This is a genomic window from Sulfurirhabdus autotrophica, from assembly GCF_004346685.1.
GTDB classification, from domain to species: Bacteria; Pseudomonadota; Gammaproteobacteria; order Burkholderiales; family SMCO01; genus Sulfurirhabdus; species Sulfurirhabdus autotrophica.
Window position 1 is genome coordinate 239,763 of the sequence record NZ_SMCO01000001.1, and the last position, 16,731, is coordinate 256,493.

General features: G+C 43.2%; 15 protein-coding genes and 1 pseudogene. 10 read left to right on the forward strand and 6 right to left on the reverse strand.

Annotation, left to right across the window (positions count from 1 at the left end):
* Positions 1–164: 164 nt before the first annotated feature.
* The gene (locus EDC63_RS01235; protein ID WP_124947759.1) at positions 165–1,424 is read left to right on the forward strand and encodes a putative Na+/H+ antiporter; all 1,260 of its coding nucleotides are present in this window, start codon (positions 165–167) and stop codon (positions 1,422–1,424) included.
* A 99-nt stretch (positions 1,425–1,523) separates the two neighbouring features.
* Here the strand turns inward: EDC63_RS01235 and EDC63_RS01240 are convergent, their stop codons facing one another.
* From EDC63_RS01240 to EDC63_RS01260, 5 genes are all read right to left on the reverse strand, one after another.
* On the reverse strand, positions 1,524–1,727 hold the full coding sequence (locus tag EDC63_RS01240; protein WP_124947758.1) for a DUF1289 domain-containing protein: 204 nt from the start codon (positions 1,725–1,727) through the stop codon (positions 1,524–1,526).
* Positions 1,728–1,750: 23 nt separating this feature from the next.
* A complete protein-coding gene (locus EDC63_RS01245; protein ID WP_223248437.1) occupies positions 1,751–2,578 on the reverse strand; it encodes an ABC transporter ATP-binding protein in 828 nt (275 codons plus the stop codon).
* A gap of 156 nt (positions 2,579–2,734) precedes the next feature.
* A complete protein-coding gene (locus EDC63_RS01250; protein WP_124947756.1) occupies positions 2,735–4,000 on the reverse strand; it encodes a putative bifunctional diguanylate cyclase/phosphodiesterase in 1,266 nt (421 codons plus the stop codon).
* A gap of 21 nt (positions 4,001–4,021) precedes the next feature.
* On the reverse strand, positions 4,022–5,338 hold the full coding sequence (locus tag EDC63_RS01255; RefSeq protein WP_124947755.1) for an HD-GYP domain-containing protein: 1,317 nt from the start codon (positions 5,336–5,338) through the stop codon (positions 4,022–4,024).
* Between the two features lie 261 nt (positions 5,339–5,599).
* Complete coding sequence (locus tag EDC63_RS01260) at positions 5,600–6,571, reverse strand: integron integrase (protein ID WP_124947754.1); 972 nt, start codon at positions 6,569–6,571, stop codon at positions 5,600–5,602.
* Between the two features lie 901 nt (positions 6,572–7,472).
* On the opposite strand from EDC63_RS01260, the gene EDC63_RS01265 reads away from it, so the two are divergent.
* Positions 7,473–8,834 carry an SIR2 family NAD-dependent protein deacylase gene (locus EDC63_RS01265; protein ID WP_124947753.1) on the forward strand — a complete coding sequence of 454 codons (1,362 nt, stop codon included), beginning with the start codon at positions 7,473–7,475 and terminating at the stop codon, positions 8,832–8,834.
* A 159-nt stretch (positions 8,835–8,993) separates the two neighbouring features.
* Positions 8,994–9,776, forward strand: a pseudogene (locus EDC63_RS01270) (transposase); the annotation flags it as partial.
* 105 nt (positions 9,777–9,881) lie between these two features.
* Here the strand turns inward: EDC63_RS01270 and EDC63_RS01275 are convergent.
* Positions 9,882–10,742, reverse strand: a complete 861-nt coding sequence (locus EDC63_RS01275; protein WP_124947751.1) for a mechanosensitive ion channel family protein — start codon at positions 10,740–10,742, stop codon at positions 9,882–9,884.
* A 298-nt stretch (positions 10,743–11,040) separates the two neighbouring features.
* On the opposite strand from EDC63_RS01275, the gene EDC63_RS01280 reads away from it, so the two are divergent.
* The 7 genes from EDC63_RS01280 (at position 11,041) to dauA (ending at position 16,626) form a co-directional block, all read left to right on the forward strand.
* Positions 11,041–11,439: a hypothetical protein gene (locus EDC63_RS01280; protein ID WP_124947750.1), complete on the forward strand. Its 399-nt coding sequence runs from the start codon at positions 11,041–11,043 to the stop codon at positions 11,437–11,439.
* 89 nt (positions 11,440–11,528) lie between these two features.
* On the forward strand, positions 11,529–11,897 hold the full coding sequence (locus EDC63_RS01285; RefSeq protein ID WP_124947749.1) for a CorA family divalent cation transporter: 369 nt from the start codon (positions 11,529–11,531) through the stop codon (positions 11,895–11,897).
* Positions 11,898–11,971: 74 nt separating this feature from the next.
* Positions 11,972–12,400: a rhodanese-like domain-containing protein gene (locus EDC63_RS01290; protein WP_124947748.1), complete on the forward strand. Its 429-nt coding sequence runs from the start codon at positions 11,972–11,974 to the stop codon at positions 12,398–12,400.
* A 383-nt stretch (positions 12,401–12,783) separates the two neighbouring features.
* Positions 12,784–13,146, forward strand: coding sequence for a group I truncated hemoglobin (locus EDC63_RS01295; protein WP_124947747.1), 363 nt, complete (start codon positions 12,784–12,786; stop codon positions 13,144–13,146).
* Positions 13,147–13,279: 133 nt separating this feature from the next.
* Complete coding sequence (locus EDC63_RS01300; protein WP_124947746.1) at positions 13,280–13,816, forward strand: flavin reductase family protein; 537 nt, start codon at positions 13,280–13,282, stop codon at positions 13,814–13,816.
* 335 nt (positions 13,817–14,151) lie between these two features.
* A complete protein-coding gene (locus tag EDC63_RS01305) occupies positions 14,152–14,559 on the forward strand; it encodes a hypothetical protein (protein WP_223248436.1) in 408 nt (135 codons plus the stop codon).
* Positions 14,560–14,919: 360 nt separating this feature from the next.
* On the forward strand, positions 14,920–16,626 hold the full coding sequence (dauA, locus tag EDC63_RS01310) for a C4-dicarboxylic acid transporter DauA (protein WP_124947745.1): 1,707 nt from the start codon (positions 14,920–14,922) through the stop codon (positions 16,624–16,626).
* Positions 16,627–16,731: the final 105 nt, after the last annotated feature.

Below are 16,731 nucleotides of genomic sequence, written 5' to 3' on the forward strand. Positions count from 1 at the left end.
TTATTTCTATAGTTAAATAAATCAGGTTAAAGTCAGCCAATTCCTTGCTGCTTGGAAAATTGTGACAATCAATGTAAATTACGGGTATATATTTATGCCTTTACTGCAAGCTCCCTGACGAAAAAGTAAAGAATGCCTCAGTCTGATACACCAAGGAAAAGTTTTTGACACCAACTACCATTCAACTGATTGGCGCAACGTTATTTGCAGTTGCTCTCATACACACCTTCTCCACCAAGTTCTTTGAGCACTTGGCACATACGCAGCCGGCCCATGCCGGAATATGGCATTTGTTAGGTGAAGTCGAAGTGGTTTTTGGCTTCTGGGCAATGATATTAATGGTGTTCATGTTTGCCACCATTGGCACAACAGAAGCCATACAGTATATAGACTCGCGCAATTTCACAGAACCCATGTTTGTTTTCGCCATTATGGTAATCGCTGGCACTCGTGCAGTCCTTCAGGTAGCTATGGCTGGCGTGCGTATGGTAGCTCGGGCTATCCCATGGCCTGGCAGCATGAGTTACTATTTTACCGTTTTAGCGGTAGTGCCCTTGCTGGGGTCGTTCATTACAGAGCCTGCTGCCATGACACTGGCTGCCATGATTCTGGCGGACCGTTTTTATTCCAACGGCATCTCATCGCGCCTCATGTACGCGACTTTGGGTGTGTTGTTCGTTAATATATCCATCGGCGGTACGCTTACATCGTTTGCCGCACCACCTGTACTCATGGTTGCCAGCACATGGGGTTGGGACGTGGGCTTCATGATGACCATGTTTGGATGGAAAGCTGCCATTGCAGTGGTTATCAATGCATTAGGTGTTACTTTGCTGTTTCGCAAAGAACTGACCGGACTTTCCATGAATGCCAAAGTCAGCAATGATCCTCCGGTTCCTTTGCCTCTGGTACTGGTTCATCTTGCTTTTCTCACAGGAGTGGTTGTTTTTGCTCATCACCCCGCCATTTTTATGGGCATGTTTCTCTTCTTTTTGGGTGTTTCCAGCGCCTACCAACGTCATCAAGAGCGCCTTATTCTGCGCGAAGGGTTGCTGGTAGCCTTTTTTCTGGCGGGTTTGATTGTATTGGGTGGGCAGCAGCAATGGTGGCTACATCCTGTACTGATGAACATGAGCAGTGATGCGGTATTTTTAGGCGCAACTGTACTGACCGCTGTCACCGATAATGCGGCACTCACATACCTCGGCTCACTGGTTGATGGGTTATCAGATGGTTTTAAATATGCGCTGGTTGCTGGTGCAGTAACAGGTGGAGGCTTGACGATTATTGCTAACGCCCCTAATCCCGCAGGGATCGCCATATTGCGCAAATACTTTGAAGACGAAACAGTACATCCGATTGGGTTATTGCTCTCTGCAATACCACCTACCATTGTTGCAGCACTGGCATTCAAATTTTTGTAATGGGTAGATAACAGCTAGCGGTTGTAAGTGCTGTTTGAATGTATGACTTATGGCTTTATGCATACAGTGAAGCTAATAGTGTAAGCTAGCTGGCGCTAATTACCGGTTTGTATTCCACTTCAGGTTATAAGCCTTTCTACGGTTTTCGGCGTTAAGTAGAAAATCACGGCGTTCTTCATCTGTCGCCTGGCTCCATTGCATGATCTCATTCAGTGATCTAAAGCACCCCAGACAATCATCGTCATCATTCAGACAACAGTTACGAACACATGGGGATTCCACCCGATTTTCAAAATCATTCATGATTTATCCGGAAGTTACACATTCTATATTGGCTTCGGCTCAATTGAGTCGGCATTCAAGTCCTCAGTATAAGGCGCAGCAGCATATTGAAAGGCCACTGGGCCATCCGGCTCAGCATGCACAAACTGATGCACAAACTGATCTTTAGAAGTGATCATATCAGCGGCATTTCCTTCCGCCACCACCACCCCTTCATGAATAAAGTAAGCATAATCCGCAATCTTTAGTGATTCAGACACATCATAGGTTACAACAATTGAAGTCACGCCTAGCGCATCATTCAGTTGTCTAATCAGGTTAGCAATCACATTAAGCGAAATCGGGTCCAACCCGGCAAAAGGTTCATCATACATAATCAGCATCGGATCGAGCGCAATAGCACGAGCCAGAGCCACGCGGCGTTCCATTCCGCCGGAAAGTTCACTCGGCATCAAATCATGAGCCCCGCGTAAGCCAACAGCGTTAAGCTTCATCAACACCAGATCACGAATCAGACTATCAGGCAAATCAGTTTGCTCACGCATCGGAAACGCAATATTCTCAAAAACCGACATATCGCCGAACAAACCACTCACCTGAAACATCATTCCCATATCACGGCGCAACGCGTAAAGATCATCGTTATCCAGTTCATGAACAATCTTATCCTGGAATTTCACGCTGCCTTTAGCTGGACGCACTTGCCCGCCAATATGGCGCAACAAGGTAGATTTCCCGCTGCCACTTACCCCTAAAATGGCAACCACTTTACCTTTAGGAATAGAAAGATTAAGCCCCTTAAGCACCTCACGAGGGCCATAAGCAAAATGGAGATCTCTAATCTCAACCAAATTTTCTGGTATCTCGCCCAAACTCATCACCTTTGATTTTCAAATTTTAACAACCAGTCTGTACTGGGTGAACTAACCACATGAATAAAATACAATTTCAGCTTCATTTCACAGCGTTTTCAGATATAGCCTATTGATTTATTTAAGCCTATTCAAACAAAAAAATGAACAAAAATGCTAATCTGAAACGCCAAATTCATCGCAAAATGTTTGAAACTGATCCCGTGGCAATGCTGGGCTAACAAGGTAACCCTGAATTTTGTCACACCCAATTTCATTGAGCCGATCGGCTGTTTCCTGGTTTTCTACGCCTTCAGCAATGACTTCTAAATCAAAGTTGTGCCCCAGTTCAATGATGGCGCGGACAATTTTTTCATCGTCTTTATGTTGCAGCATATTTTTAATGAATGATAAATCAATCTTGATTTCATCCAGCGGCAACATGCGTAAATGAGACATTGAAGAGTATCCGGTACCAAAATCATCCAGTGAAAGTTTCACCCCTATTTCTTTCAGACGCTTTAGCGTATCAATGGATTTTTCATAATCATCCATGACAGCACTTTCGGTAATTTCAACAACGATCTTATCCGCGGGTACATTCCATGTTCGCAATGCTTGATCAACAAACTCAGGCAGTTCACGTTCTTGCAAATTGCTTACTGAAAAATTAATGGACATTGTTAAATCCAGCCCGGCTGCACGATTTTCAGACCATTGCCTGAGTGCAGTATTCACAACCCAAGTTGAAAGAGATGAAATTAATCCGGATTTTTCCGCAACAGAGACAATAATCCCTGGCGAAACATAGCCTTTTGCACCATTTGTCCAGCGCAATAATGATTCTGAGCTAACAATCCGTCCCGTTCTCAAGTCGACTTGAGGTTGGTACCACAAGCTTAATTCATTTTCCGCCAAGGCCTTGCGTAAATCCATTTCCAGCTCAAACATAAATCGATTTAACTGTTCATGAGCCGGATCAAAGATTACAAATGATTCCTTACGGACAATCGCTTCCTGAGTTGCTAACATGGATTGTTTCAGCAACTGCTCTGCTTTGCTCCCATGTTCAGGGAACAGTGCAATACCTACTCGAGATAACGGATAAACTTGGTGGCCATCAATTTCAATGGGTAATTCCAGCATACGCTGAATTTTATTTGCAGCCAAAACCGCTTGCCCTTCGCCAAAAATACCCGGCAAAATCATGCAAAACTCATCCCGCCCAAGCTTGCCAAGAATGTCTTTGTCGCGGAGCACGTCCTGCAGGCGAAATCCCAGTTTATGGGCAAACATGTCAACTGCACGATATCCCAGCAAACTATCCAGCTTGTACATGCCATCAATTTTCAAAATCAGCAGCGCAAGGCGCATATCGGAAAGTGCGTTTGACGCAATTTCAGACTCCAGGCAATCCAGCAATTGAGTGTGGTTACTAATCATGGAATTCTGCAAAAAAAATTCTTAGGAATAATATTCTCTGGGATCAACACCATACATGCCGTACTCCAGAGTCCGAATAATTTGATAAGGAATCTCTTCTACGGTTTTTGGCTGGTTAATTAAATCAAGCGCAGCAGGATAACTGTAAGGTTTTTTATTGCCATCAAGGATAACCAGCACCCTGGGTAAAAGGCGACGCACACGATTCTGCGCAATCACGATAGCCACTTCACCTGAGTTTAATTCCACCAGGCTACCAACAGGGTATATACCTATGCACTGGATAAATTGCTCTACCAAGGCACCATGAAAAAACTTGTCTTTCCAATCATATAATCTTTGCAGCGCATCTGACGGAGAAATAGGCGCTGCATAAGGTCTTGAGCCGGTAATTGCCTGATAGCAATCCACAATGCCAGCCATACTGGCATACATACTGATTTCATCGCCTTCCAACCCCTCTGGGTAACCACTTCCATCTTGTCTTTCATGATGATTAGCAATGATATCCAGCACATCAGGAGAAATCTCATGAGAAGATTTAACCACCTCTAAACCATATTCCACATGGCGCTTAACCAGCGCATACTCTTCCAAACTTAAACTGCCTTTTTTGGCTAACAAACCATCCGGCAGTTTGATTTTGCCAACATCCAGCAGTAACCCACCCATTCCCAAAAAACAAAGTTGAGGTTTAGGCAATCCCAGACTTCGTCCAAAAGCAATCATGTAAATCGAGACATCGATTGCATGACCATAAGAATAAGTGTCTTTTTCTCGCAGTTTAGTCAGTAAAAGCATTGCGTCCGGATTGCGAGAAATACTATCTACCATGCTTGTGATGTTTTCTTTGACCTTCTCAGCATCCAATGCCCGGCCATTATGGACATCCTGGATTATGCTTCGGACAAACTCACTGGACCTGAAATGAATTTCCTTTGCAACAACCAACTCTTCTTCAACAGCGGCCTTATCTTCGTAAACAACCGTATCAAATTGCCAAATATCACTGACAGCTGTCTTGCTATTAGTTGCCTCAGCCTTCTTTACAGGCACTTTTGCATCCACATGAGGTGGCTGAGAACGAGTGCTGTTTTGCGTTACATATTGAATGGATGATGAAGCATTAACAGCCCCTTGCCTGGGAACAGGGGTAAAATCTGCGCCAATGATCGGGTCAATAAAAACAAATTCACATAGACGTTTAAGCTGCTCAATATCTTCTTCTGATTCGATTTGAATGCCCTCTAATAAAAAAGGCGAATCAAGCCAAGGGCGGTCAAGCTCACACACATACATGCCTGGAGCCAAATCAGAAACGAACACTTTCTTTTTCAATATACCTTCCTAAAATAGAATTGTTCCATACATTGGATAATTTAAGAAACTGTCCAAATAAAGAGTATACCCAAAGGGTTCATTCAGGAGTAGCAGATAAGAACCACAATCAAGACCCAGTTTAAAATCCACCCGCCTCGGCTTTCGGCCGAAAGGAAAATATAAAAATGATTTTAATAGAAAAAAGGCGCATTTTTAATAACAAACAATCTGTATTGTTACACGCAAATATATGAAACTATGGGGTTTTATTAAATAACCTCACATATCCAGCGGACTGGTCACGCCACGTCCCCCCTTGTTTAACACGTGGGTATAGATCATAGTGGTCTGCACATCCTTGTGTCCAAGCAGTTCCTGAACAGTTCGAATATCGTAACCCGACTGCAAAAGATGCGTTGCAAAGCTATGGCGCAGAGTATGGGGTGTAGCCGGCTTTACAATACCTGCCTTCTGCGTGGCAATCTTCATACTGCGCTGAACCCCTTTTTCATCGATGTGATGCCGGCGTTTCAATCCAGAGCGAGGGTCTACTGAAATCTTGATGGAAGGAAACACATATTGCCACCCCCATTCCTTTGCTGCATGAGGGTATTTTTTGGCAAGCGCATATGGCAGGTAAACCTCACCATAGCCCTCAGCCAAATCTTCTTCATGCAAGCTGCGAACCTTGAGCAAATGTACTTTTAGCGGTTCAGCCAAAGATTCAGGCAACATCGTGATTCGGTCTTTAAACCCTTTGCCTTCACGAACAATGATTTCACGTCGATCAAGATCAAGATCTTTCACCCTTAACCGAACACACTCCATTAATCGCATACCGCTGCCGTAAAGTAATTTACCTAATAAGCCATAAGTTCGAGGCATGTGAGCTAAAATAGCTTTGGTCTCAATAGGTGATAACACAACAGGCAATCTGCTTGGTGTTTTAGCACTTTCGATACTGTCCAGCCAGGGAAGCTCTATATCCAGAACTTCTCTATATAGAAAAAGAATAGCGCTCTTAGCCTGATTTTGTGTTGAGGCTGCAACTTTACCGTTTACAGCCAGGTAAGTTAGAAATGCTTCAATCTCATTTTTACCCATATCTTTTGGATGGCGCTTTTTGTGAAACAGGATAAAACGCCTCACCCAATCGGCATAAGTATCTTCAGTTCTTATACTATAGTGCTTAAGCCGTATTTTATTCCTAAGCTGGTCAATAAGCTTTGGCTGAACAACAAGATGGTCCATAATGATTTACTAAAAAGTGGTGTATAAAACGGCATAAAAATACCAAGTGATTAAATAATAACATTATATTATTGACGACGGCATTTTTATACACCACAATGGTGCAATAAAAGGCATTTTAGGGTGTATAAATCGACATGACAAATTCAATCTATTGAAAATAATAAGGAAAAAATTGAAAAGATTTTTTATACACCTTCATGTCGCAGAAAAGTACACCTTTAGGGTGTCTACATTACGTTAGAAGTTTGCAAAACCTGGTCAGTTGAAATTAATTTTCGTGCTGGGTTCGGTTCAGTTTTGTAGTGTTACTCTTCGATGATTCTGCCTCATCCGTTTGCGCCACGCTGACAGTACTTTTTTGCAGTTTGGTGTCAACGTAGCTTCATCAAAGTGCGTAGCGTGGTGCAAGCCGGTCACGAAGTTGAGGGTTTTGCGAGTTTATACAAGTTATTGATTTTATTGAATATATTTTACATTGGTTCAACGGTTTGTTGAGCGTGTGGTGTAGGCTCTTCTAACCCGTCGTTCAAGCGGGACTGCCGAAAAGCGCGGCAGCCCCTTAACTTTACGTTAGACCTAATCATTTAATGACAATAAAACCCCGCACAATTTGGTTGCTTATCGCGAATCACTTTCTGTCGTGGTTATTAGTTTTCTTTTTGTTGGTTGGTTTCGATTTTTATCTTGTCCCAAGTTATTTTTATATGGGCTGGTCTTTTTCCGGTGGCGAGCTTCCTTCGCTAGTTTGGTTTTATAGTTGGGCCATTTTCTTTTGCTTAATGTTGGTGTACTTTGTGCTCCTGCGTATAGTTTCAGGTCTAACTTTACGTTCAAGAGGGACGCCGCAGAAGCGCGGCGCCCCTTAACTTCACGTTATACCGCTTAGGAAATTACTACAGTGCTACATCTACCTAAAAGCCCTACCCGCCAAGAAGTCCTGAGGTTTATTTCGGATTCCGCCAGCTATGGCAATCTGGGAGCTTTCATCGGTGCAGGTTTTTCAAAAGCAGTTCTAAACGACGAGTTCAATGAAATAGCATTGTCATGGGGCGAACTTTTAGAGAAAGCATCAGTGAAGCTTGAGGTTGATTACGATGCAATATGGAAAACAGGGGTAAGTTACCCAGAAATCGCATCTTCTATCTGCAAGCTACATGCAGAGCAAACTGAATGCGACTACGCGCAGGCCTTAAGCCGACTAAAGCGAGAAATAGCAGCACTAACCAGCTGGTATCCTGACAAAGAGAAGAGAGAAGAATTCTCGAAGTATCTTGAATGCCTTTCTCCGTCATGGATTATTACAACGAATTACGACATGGTAATTGAAAGCCTATTGACTGGCAGGTCAATTCCTCTTGGGCCGAATGACTCCCTATCATCACCAAATGGGGTGATTCCGGTTTTTCATCTTCATGGCTTAAGAACGAACCCTGAAGAGATTATTATTTCGCAGGAAGATTATGTTTCACTTTTCAGGCCAAGTGAATATAGACAAATCAAGCTGGCGTTAACAATTCGAGAGTCGACAACATTGCTCATAGGCTATGGCCTTGGTGATGTAAACGTACTCACAGCACTTGATTGGTCGAAAAACGTATTCAAGGGCGGCGAAGCCACTTACCCCAATGATGCCATACAGCTGCTTCGAAAAGACAACCCGAATGAAAAACCATATAGGGACAAGAACGGCATCGTCATTGTAGAGACGGAAGATATTGCTGAATTCTTCGAAGAATTCATCGATGTCCGAGAAAAAGAATTGGAGGACAAGAAAAAGGAGCAGAAGGCTTTGACGGATCTTGCAGGCCAGCTTGACGAGCCTGACGGCGCAATGATCGAAAAATTTATTGATGACGACAAATTCAGGTTAGAAATACTAAATGTTCTCTCAAAGTTCTCAATTCACCTTATTTCTGGCTTTGTCTCTTTTTTGAATAAATGCATTGATGAGACATGGGCACGTTCTGAGCCACAAGGTGCATTCGAGGGGTACAACCAAAATCTAATAATTATTTTAGATATTTTGACTTCCTTTCCGATCAACCGCTTTCCACCCGCACTGTTTCAGACGGCGGCTTATGGTCTTCAACGAGTTGGGTATTTCGTCGGCAATGATGGGGGCAAATCCTGGTCAGCGAAGAAAACGTGGGACAACCGCAAGAATGAGTTATCAATGGAGGTCGTTGCTGAGCTAAAAAGCATTGCCGACCAACATGGCTACAACTATGTCAAGCGGCTAGTGAAGACTATCAATGTATAACATTTCGTTCGAGCGGGACTGCCGCGAAGCAGCCCGCGTCAGCCCCTCAACTTTACGTTGAGGCTGTAGAAAAACCCCCTTTCCTGCAAAAACCCCTGCAAATTTCCACGCAATATGCAATAATGACATTGTCCTATTGCATGCAAGGCAGACAAAGTCATGGCACGGTTCAAACCCATCCACAAAGGCCTGAAACTCCTGCCGGTCGATTTTGACCGGCAACTCATTCCCGGCAGTTTTGAATACGCGCTGTGTCATCTGGTGGATCATGAACTCAATCTCTCCGACTTTCATGCCCGTTATAAGAATAATGACGAAGGCGCCTCTGCCTATGACCCTGCCGTGCTGATCAAGATCATCCTGCTGGCCTATAGCCGTGGCCTCATCCACAGTCGCAAGATCGAAGCGGCCTGCCGTGAGAATGTGCTGTTTATGGCGGTATCCGGCGACAGCCAACCCCACTTCACTACCCTGGCGGCTTTTGTATCTGGCATGGGTGACACCATCGCCAAACTGTTTGGGCAAGTCCTGCTGATCTGCGACCGCCAGGGGTTGATCGGGCGGGAGATGTTTGCCATTGATGGCGTTAAACTGCCGGCCAATGCCAGCAAAGCGAAGTCAGGGACCCGTGCTGACTATCAACGTCAGGTGGACCGGATGGAGCGTGCAGCTAAGCAGATCGTGGCAAAACACCAATGCACCGATGCGGCCCCAACCGATGAGGCGATCATGCTGCGCGATGCCCGCAAGCTGGAACGCCTGCACAAAGAAGCGCAGCAACTGCGCGACTGGCTTGTAAAGAACCCCCATGATCGCAAGGGCAGTAAGAACAAAGTGCGGCTGTCGAATCTCACTGACAATGAATCTGCCAAGATAGCCACGAACAAAGGCGTCGTCCAAGGTTATACCGGGGTGGCGACTGTGGATGAGCAGTCTCAATTAACAGCATAAATAGGACTGAACCGGGGTATAAAGTGACTTTAAATAGCGTGGTAAGTTGTTCAGTAAATTGCATAAAGGTTCCGGTTAATATCGCTATCTAAGTGCTTATGATACTTGAGCTGGTGCATGAAGAAACTCTACTGGAGCCAACTGAATAGTTTGGTACGGCATATCAATGCCTGATTTGCGAAATGCTTCAAAAAGACGCTCTCTTAATTCAAACCGGCGTGAAATATGTTGCGTTTCATCATCAATCCACACTCTGAACTGGGTGGTAACATTGTAATCGCCAATCGCAGTCACCACCATTACCGGCTCGGGTGTATTCATAAAGCGTGGATCATCTTTGATCACATCCAGAAAAACTTTACGAACATGGTCGAATTGTTCTCGTGGACCAATTGTCAGTTCAACATCAATTCGCAAATGGGGAAAATTTGTGTACGAGGCTACGGCAGAATTTGCCATCACCGAATTGGGAATCGCCAGCATTTTTCCGTCAGGCGTAACAATCCGTGTCGAGCGCATAGTGATATTGGTTACCTTGCCGTATTTGCCGTCGATTTCGATTAAATCACCCAATACAAACGGCCGATCCCAAAAAATGAAGATGCCGGATATCAGATTGGATAACGTATCTTTAGCTGCAAAGCCCAACGTTAAACCCAACACACCCAGACTGGTTAGAATGGAGGTCACATTAAATCCGATTTCATTTAATGCAGTAATCGCACCTACCGTCAGAATGCCAATTTTAAGCACAGATTGAATAAAACCAGCCAGGGTTTCATCCAGTTTGGCGCGGGTTCGGAAGAGCCGAAAAGCATTGGAAAGGCCTTTCCAGACAATATAAAACACCAAGAATGTCACTACAGCAGTAATCAACTCCGGTAAAACACGCGACAAATAGGAACCGATAGCCTCAGGACTAAACCTGTCTGCCAAGTGCTGGAAAATCTGTTCCATGTATGCTTTCCTCACCGTTTAATAATTGTAAAGTCGTTTTATTTATTCAGGAACTAAAGCCCGCCCATTGTACCCCGAGCACAAAAGTAGCTGAAACTGAGTTTTCTATTCAAACACGGTATTTTTTTCTTTGCCAACCCAGCGCAGTATTACTCAACACTGAGTTCTGCATCTGAGCCATGGCCGACTTATTGCCAATAATATGCTGTGTTACTATCACACAGGAAGTAGATACATATGCACGCACCCATTTTCTGATTTTTCATGAAACTGCTTTATTCTCAATAAAGGAACAATTATGGCCATTCCATGGCTTATTGTACTCAAAAGCGTTCCTTGGACTGATGTCATCAGCAATGCTCCCAAGATTGCAGATGGCGCAAAGAAACTCTGGGGTGCTATCGGTAAAAAACCTCCAATTTCTGAGATGGACACCTCAAACGAGAGCCCTGTTCTTACACCCGAAGCGCATGAACTTATATTGCTCAAAAAACAGCTAAAGGTTATAGAATCGGCAACAGCTGATCTGCATGATCAAATGCTTGCCTCAACCGAACTGATTAAAGCGCTTGCAGAACAAAATGCCCAGCTAATAAAACGCATAGAGGAAAACCGGATTCGGATTCTATGGCTGGCAAGCATTGTTGTTGCCTTCGGCATTATGACAGTTATCAATTTGGTACTTACGCTACGCTAATGATGTGGATTATTTCTTCAGCTCAGCGAAATGTTTATAGCGCTCGCTACGCATAATTAAAATGATGGGAATTGCGATGGATATTAAGAATGGACTGGTTTTATTCTTATATTTTAAAAGATGGTGCTGGCCAACCTATCGGCTGGGAACAAATTAATAACTGGACTTCTGCGCAAGGTATTTTGTGGCTTCACCTGGATTATGCAAGAGACAGGACTGCGATTACTCAGGAAGAACTCAACAGTCATCTTTCTGAACAAATGAATAAGACAATGTATATACTCTCAATTGTTGCTGCAATATTTCTTCCGTTAGGCCTCAGTACTGGTCTGTTAGGAATTAATGTTGGTGCGATTCCCGGCACGGATAATAAATTTGCCTTCGTGTTTGGCAGTATGTTTCTTGTGGCATTTGCCTTTGTTCAGATATTTATTTTTAAACGCAAAAAATGGCTTTAAGTTAAATTGTAAAAGTTTTGTACTGTGAAATGCTCAGGTGAAAAATTATAATAAATTTTTTTAAAGGTTAGGTAATGAAAACAGCCTCTCAAAACAACGTCTCGCCTCGACACTTTTTGATTTTATTTGCTCTGACCATTGCACTCCTGATAGTAATGAGCCACTCGCCTCAAAGGCATTTTAATATTATCAATGTGAACGTTAATGAAGCCAAAGCCCTTATTGACAGTGGTGCCCTGGTCATTGATGTGAGAGAAAAGAAACAATTTGATTACCGCCATATTCCCGGTGCCATTTTGATACCTGTAGCAGTTCTGCGCAGCGGTATACCAGCATCTATCGCCTACGCTAAAGATAAACCCATTGTTGTTTACTGTGGCGATGGTGTGACACATGGACCGGAAGGTACAGAACTGCTGAATAAGGCAGGCTTTAATAAAGCAGTTAATATCCAGCCTGGTATTGAAGGTTGGGCAGGTGCCGGTCTGCCGGTTAAGAAGTAGTCAACCCTATACTTATCGTAGATTATCAAATCCACCGATCGCGCTTGGCATTCGGTGGATCAATGCAATTACAAACTCTTCTTTATCTTCAAAATATTCATTAACTTCAATCCACTACACATCTCTGAAAGCATAATTATCAATTTATCCTATACTGAAGATCGTCACAAGATATCGGCTGCTACTTCAGATAATGACGTATTTCTCAAGCTGCTTATGTCTCAGGCGAAGTTCACGCAATACTTCACTTGAGACGCTGACTGTTAGGCACTGATGCTCTGAGTAAATTGCCTAACCGTCTCTGTGATAGTTGTTCTTTGTAAGGCATTGATTGCTTTTAACTTAATCAATATAAATTCATATATTTAATGGGAGTAGACTTTATGGCTGTAACACTTTATGAACGGCTGGGTGGTTCTGATGGTATTGCAAAACTTGTTGATGATGCTGTTGATGCACACCTTAATAATCCCCTTGTACAGACCCGCTTTGCAAATACAAAAGACATTGAACATGCAAAAATGATGTCTCGGGAGTTTTTTTGTGCAGGTGCCGGCGGCCCAGAGTCCTATACAGGGAGAGACATGCTCACTACACACAAGGGCATGAATATCTCTGAACAGGAGTTCATAGCAGTAGTTGACGATATTCTCGGTGCCATGGATAAGAATAAAGTGGGCGATGTTGAGAAAAAAGATGTGCTTGCGATTCTCTATTCTCTTAAGGGTATGATAATTCGCGTGTAATAAAATATGACATGTAATTTTTATAAACACCTTAACACTTGATGACACTAGAGCCACTTTCCGTGAACCGACAGGCTTTTACCAATCGGCCAGGTTGAAATTTGATGCTTGACTAACTATCGCTAGTGCGACTATGAGCAGAAAATCACTTCCTTTATCCAAGGTATATGGCTTACTCGAACCCGGGCCGGTGGTTTTAGTCACTACTTTTCATCGTGGACGTTCAAATATCATGACCATGTCGTGGCACACCATGATGGAGTTTGAGCCACCGCTGGTAGGTTGTGTTATCAGCAACCGTAACTATTCATTCGGTTTGTTGAAAGCATCCAGGGAATGTGTCATTAACATTCCAACTGTAGAAATAGCTGAGAAAGTTGTAGGATGTGGCAATACGTCCGGTGAAAATATAGATAAATTTAAGTTATTTAACCTCACACCAAAATCTGCTGCACATGTCGGTGCACCAATCATAATCGAATGTTATGCAAATCTGGAATGCCGGGTAATAGATACTAAGATGGTTACAAAGTATTGCTTCTTTGTAGTTGAAGTCATCAAGGCCTGGATTGACCCCGCTGTAAAAAACCCGCATACGATTCATCACCTTGGAGACGGTAATTTCATGGTTGCCGGTGAAAAAATCAAGCTAAAGTCGAAAATGAAGTAGCGCCACGGCTAACTCTGATTGATTAAAAAACCTGTTACGGCTTAATTTACCCCGCCTATTTACATCACAATCATCTCGTAACATATTGTAAGTTAAGTATTTAGTTTCCGATATGGGATATCTGATTCTTGACACATATATTTAAACTGCATACAATAATAACATTGTCATTTTTGGCATTTGGTGTGTTTGATATAGCGGTTGATGTTATGGGTTTTCTTAATCTGTTTTGCTAAACAAAATAGTCGAATGGCCCGTGTTGCTCAAACGATGTTATTCAACAAATCGTATTATTAAAATCAATGATGCAGAAATATATATCATAAGGAAAGTAAATGAACATCTCTAAAAAGGTCATGTTTGCTGCAATCGCCATAGCTGTGATGCTATCAGGCTGTGCAACACCACCTCCAAAAGAAGCAATCAAAAAAACGTATGCTGTTCAGGGGCAAAAACTGGAACTTGGTGGCACATATCAACCCAAGTCAAAAGAATTGATTATTACAATCAATAACGAACCCATTATGAAAGGGACCTTCCCACCCTTCACACCAACCATGAAATTAAATGGCAAATACAAGAATTTTCAAATTTCGGGTGATTGCTATTTTGGCTCTGTTTTGGGTTCCCAGAAAGGCTTGGTGGGTATCATTGCTGGCGCAGTTCAAAGTGGAAACAGCAAGACTTCTGATAAATGCGATATGTTGGTTGATTCAAAAGCTGCGGATTCTCTGTATTTCTAACCCGTCTCTTGCCCTGCACTGGCGCAAAAATCCAGTGCAGGGCACCCTATTTGGCTTTACCTTAGCCATGATCACTTTAACACAGTCATCATGGGGCAATTTGGAAGCAAATAGCCTTATACTCCTCCGGTTTTTTTCTGTTGCACCCTTCCAACTTTATTGAAACATAGGTATTGGATTGCCACAGCAATTTTTCGCATACGTATTAAGCGGTTCCAACCTCAGCTCCTATATAATTAATAGCCAGCGGTTGATCAAACTATAACCATATATTGATGAAGATAGCCGCTTGTGACAAGATACATAGATGTTTTCAAACTGAATTCAGTTAATTATAAGCATTACTCGGAATCCTGAAGAATGTTCTCGGCAATTAAAAAATCAGTTCAACATGAACTATCTCTGGTCAAAATACAGTCAAATATTCTGGCTGGTTTAACTGTCGGTGTCATCGCGCTGCCCCTTTCCATGGCTCTGGCCATTGCGAGTGGCGTTCCTCCTCAACATGGGCTTTACACGGCAATTGTCGCAGGCATTGTCATTGCATTGACAGGCGGCTCCCAAGTGAATATTTCGGGTCCGACTGCTGCTTTTGTTGTGGTCCTGTTACCGATTGTTCAGCTTTACGGTTTTGGGGGGTTGCTGGTCAGTGGATTTCTGGCGGGGGTTATTCTAGTGCTGATGGGTGTTGCCCGCCTAGGCCAGTTAATTGAAATCGTTCCTTATCCAGTAACTGTTGGATTTACAGCAGGAATTGCTGTTGTCATTGCGACGTTTCAGATAAAAGATTTTTTTGGTTTAGATATTTTATCTTTGGATGGTCATTACGTGGATAAGCTTATTTTGCTTATCAAATCGTTGCCGACAATGCATTGGCAGGAAACGCTGATTGGTATGATTACTTTAGGTATTCTGATAGTTTGGCCAAAGATGCGCTCAAGAATACCAGGACATTTGGTCGGCTTGATTGCCGGGTCGGTCATTGCCTGGATTTTCAGTCTGATCATCAGCGATTTTTCGGTTGCCACAATCGGCAGTCGCTTTCATTACGAGATTAATGGCGTTACAGGCAGCGGGATACCCTCTGTCCTTCCATCATTTGAATGGCCTTGGAATTTGTCTGGTGCGGATGGCAAACCGATTGGTTTCAGTTTTGGCTTATTAAACACACTCGTCGCGTCAGCCTTTACCATTGCGGTACTTGGCGCCCTTGAATCATTGCTCTGTGCGGTAGTGGCGGATGGCATGTCCGGAAAAAAACATGATCCCAATGATGAACTGATCGGACAAGGCATTGGTAATATGATTGCACCATTATTTGGCGGAATACCGGCAACTGCTGCAATTGCCAGGACAGCCGCCAGCATCCGGGCCGGGGGTTCTTCACCAATTTCTGCTGTAGTACACAGCCTGTTTATTATACTGGCTATCATTTTGCTTGCCCCTCTGCTTGCTTACATACCCATGGCCTCCATGGCGGCACTGCTGCTTATGGTTGCGTGGAATATGAGCGAAACAAAGCATTTTATCCGGACTCTCAAAATTGCCCCGAAAGATGACATTGTTACTTTGCTTACCTGTTTTCTGCTAACGGTTCTCTTTGACATGACCATTGCTGTGGCAGTCGGGATGGGGCTGGCAGCGATGCTATTTATACGCAGAAGTATTGATCTGGCTGAATACAACGTTATTCATTCAGAACATGAGAAAGATGTTGATTTGCCAAAAGAAATAGTCATTTATGACATAAACGGACCGTTATTTTTCGGATCTGCCCAGAAGGCAATGAAAAATATTATCAAGATTTCGCCGGAAGTCAGGGTAGTTATTCTGGATATGTCTGAAGTAACCATGATTGATATGAGTGCAATTGTCGCGATGGAGTCAATACTAGCCAATTTATCAGCCAGTAATGTAGGGCTGGTGATTAACAATTTACAGCCTCGTATGATTCTGAAGCTGAGACGTGCCGGCGTTAGAACCCAGACCGGAAAACTGCACTTTTCAAGATCAATGGTAGACGCGCTGGAAAAGGCAAAAGAAATACGCAAAGAATTATTGTTATGACAATAAGGTGGAGATCGCTGTCGCATTCATTTGCCTTTATGCGTGTTTGCACCTTGTTCAGTGCAATAAAACAGCACACACAGTGGTATATTTAATCTGGATAAA

Coding starts and splice junctions, on each gene's coding strand:
- EDC63_RS01240 (WP_124947758.1), bottom strand. CDS start 1,727: ATGAATGATTTTGAAAATCGGGTGGAATCCCCATGTGTTCGTAACTGT.
- EDC63_RS01250 (WP_124947756.1), bottom strand. CDS start 4,000: ATGATTAGTAACCACACTCAATTGCTGGATTGCCTGGAGTCTGAAATT.
- EDC63_RS01260 (WP_124947754.1), bottom strand. CDS start 6,571: ATGGACCATCTTGTTGTTCAGCCAAAGCTTATTGACCAGCTTAGGAAT.
- EDC63_RS01275 (WP_124947751.1), bottom strand. CDS start 10,742: ATGGAACAGATTTTCCAGCACTTGGCAGACAGGTTTAGTCCTGAGGCT.
- EDC63_RS01280 (WP_124947750.1), top strand. CDS start 11,041: ATGGCCATTCCATGGCTTATTGTACTCAAAAGCGTTCCTTGGACTGAT.
- EDC63_RS01285 (WP_124947749.1), top strand. CDS start 11,529: ATGGACTGGTTTTATTCTTATATTTTAAAAGATGGTGCTGGCCAACCT.
- EDC63_RS01290 (WP_124947748.1), top strand. CDS start 11,972: ATGAAAACAGCCTCTCAAAACAACGTCTCGCCTCGACACTTTTTGATT.
- EDC63_RS01295 (WP_124947747.1), top strand. CDS start 12,784: ATGGCTGTAACACTTTATGAACGGCTGGGTGGTTCTGATGGTATTGCA.
- EDC63_RS01300 (WP_124947746.1), top strand. CDS start 13,280: ATGAGCAGAAAATCACTTCCTTTATCCAAGGTATATGGCTTACTCGAA.
- EDC63_RS01305 (WP_223248436.1), top strand. CDS start 14,152: ATGAACATCTCTAAAAAGGTCATGTTTGCTGCAATCGCCATAGCTGTG.
- dauA (WP_124947745.1), top strand. CDS start 14,920: ATGTTCTCGGCAATTAAAAAATCAGTTCAACATGAACTATCTCTGGTC.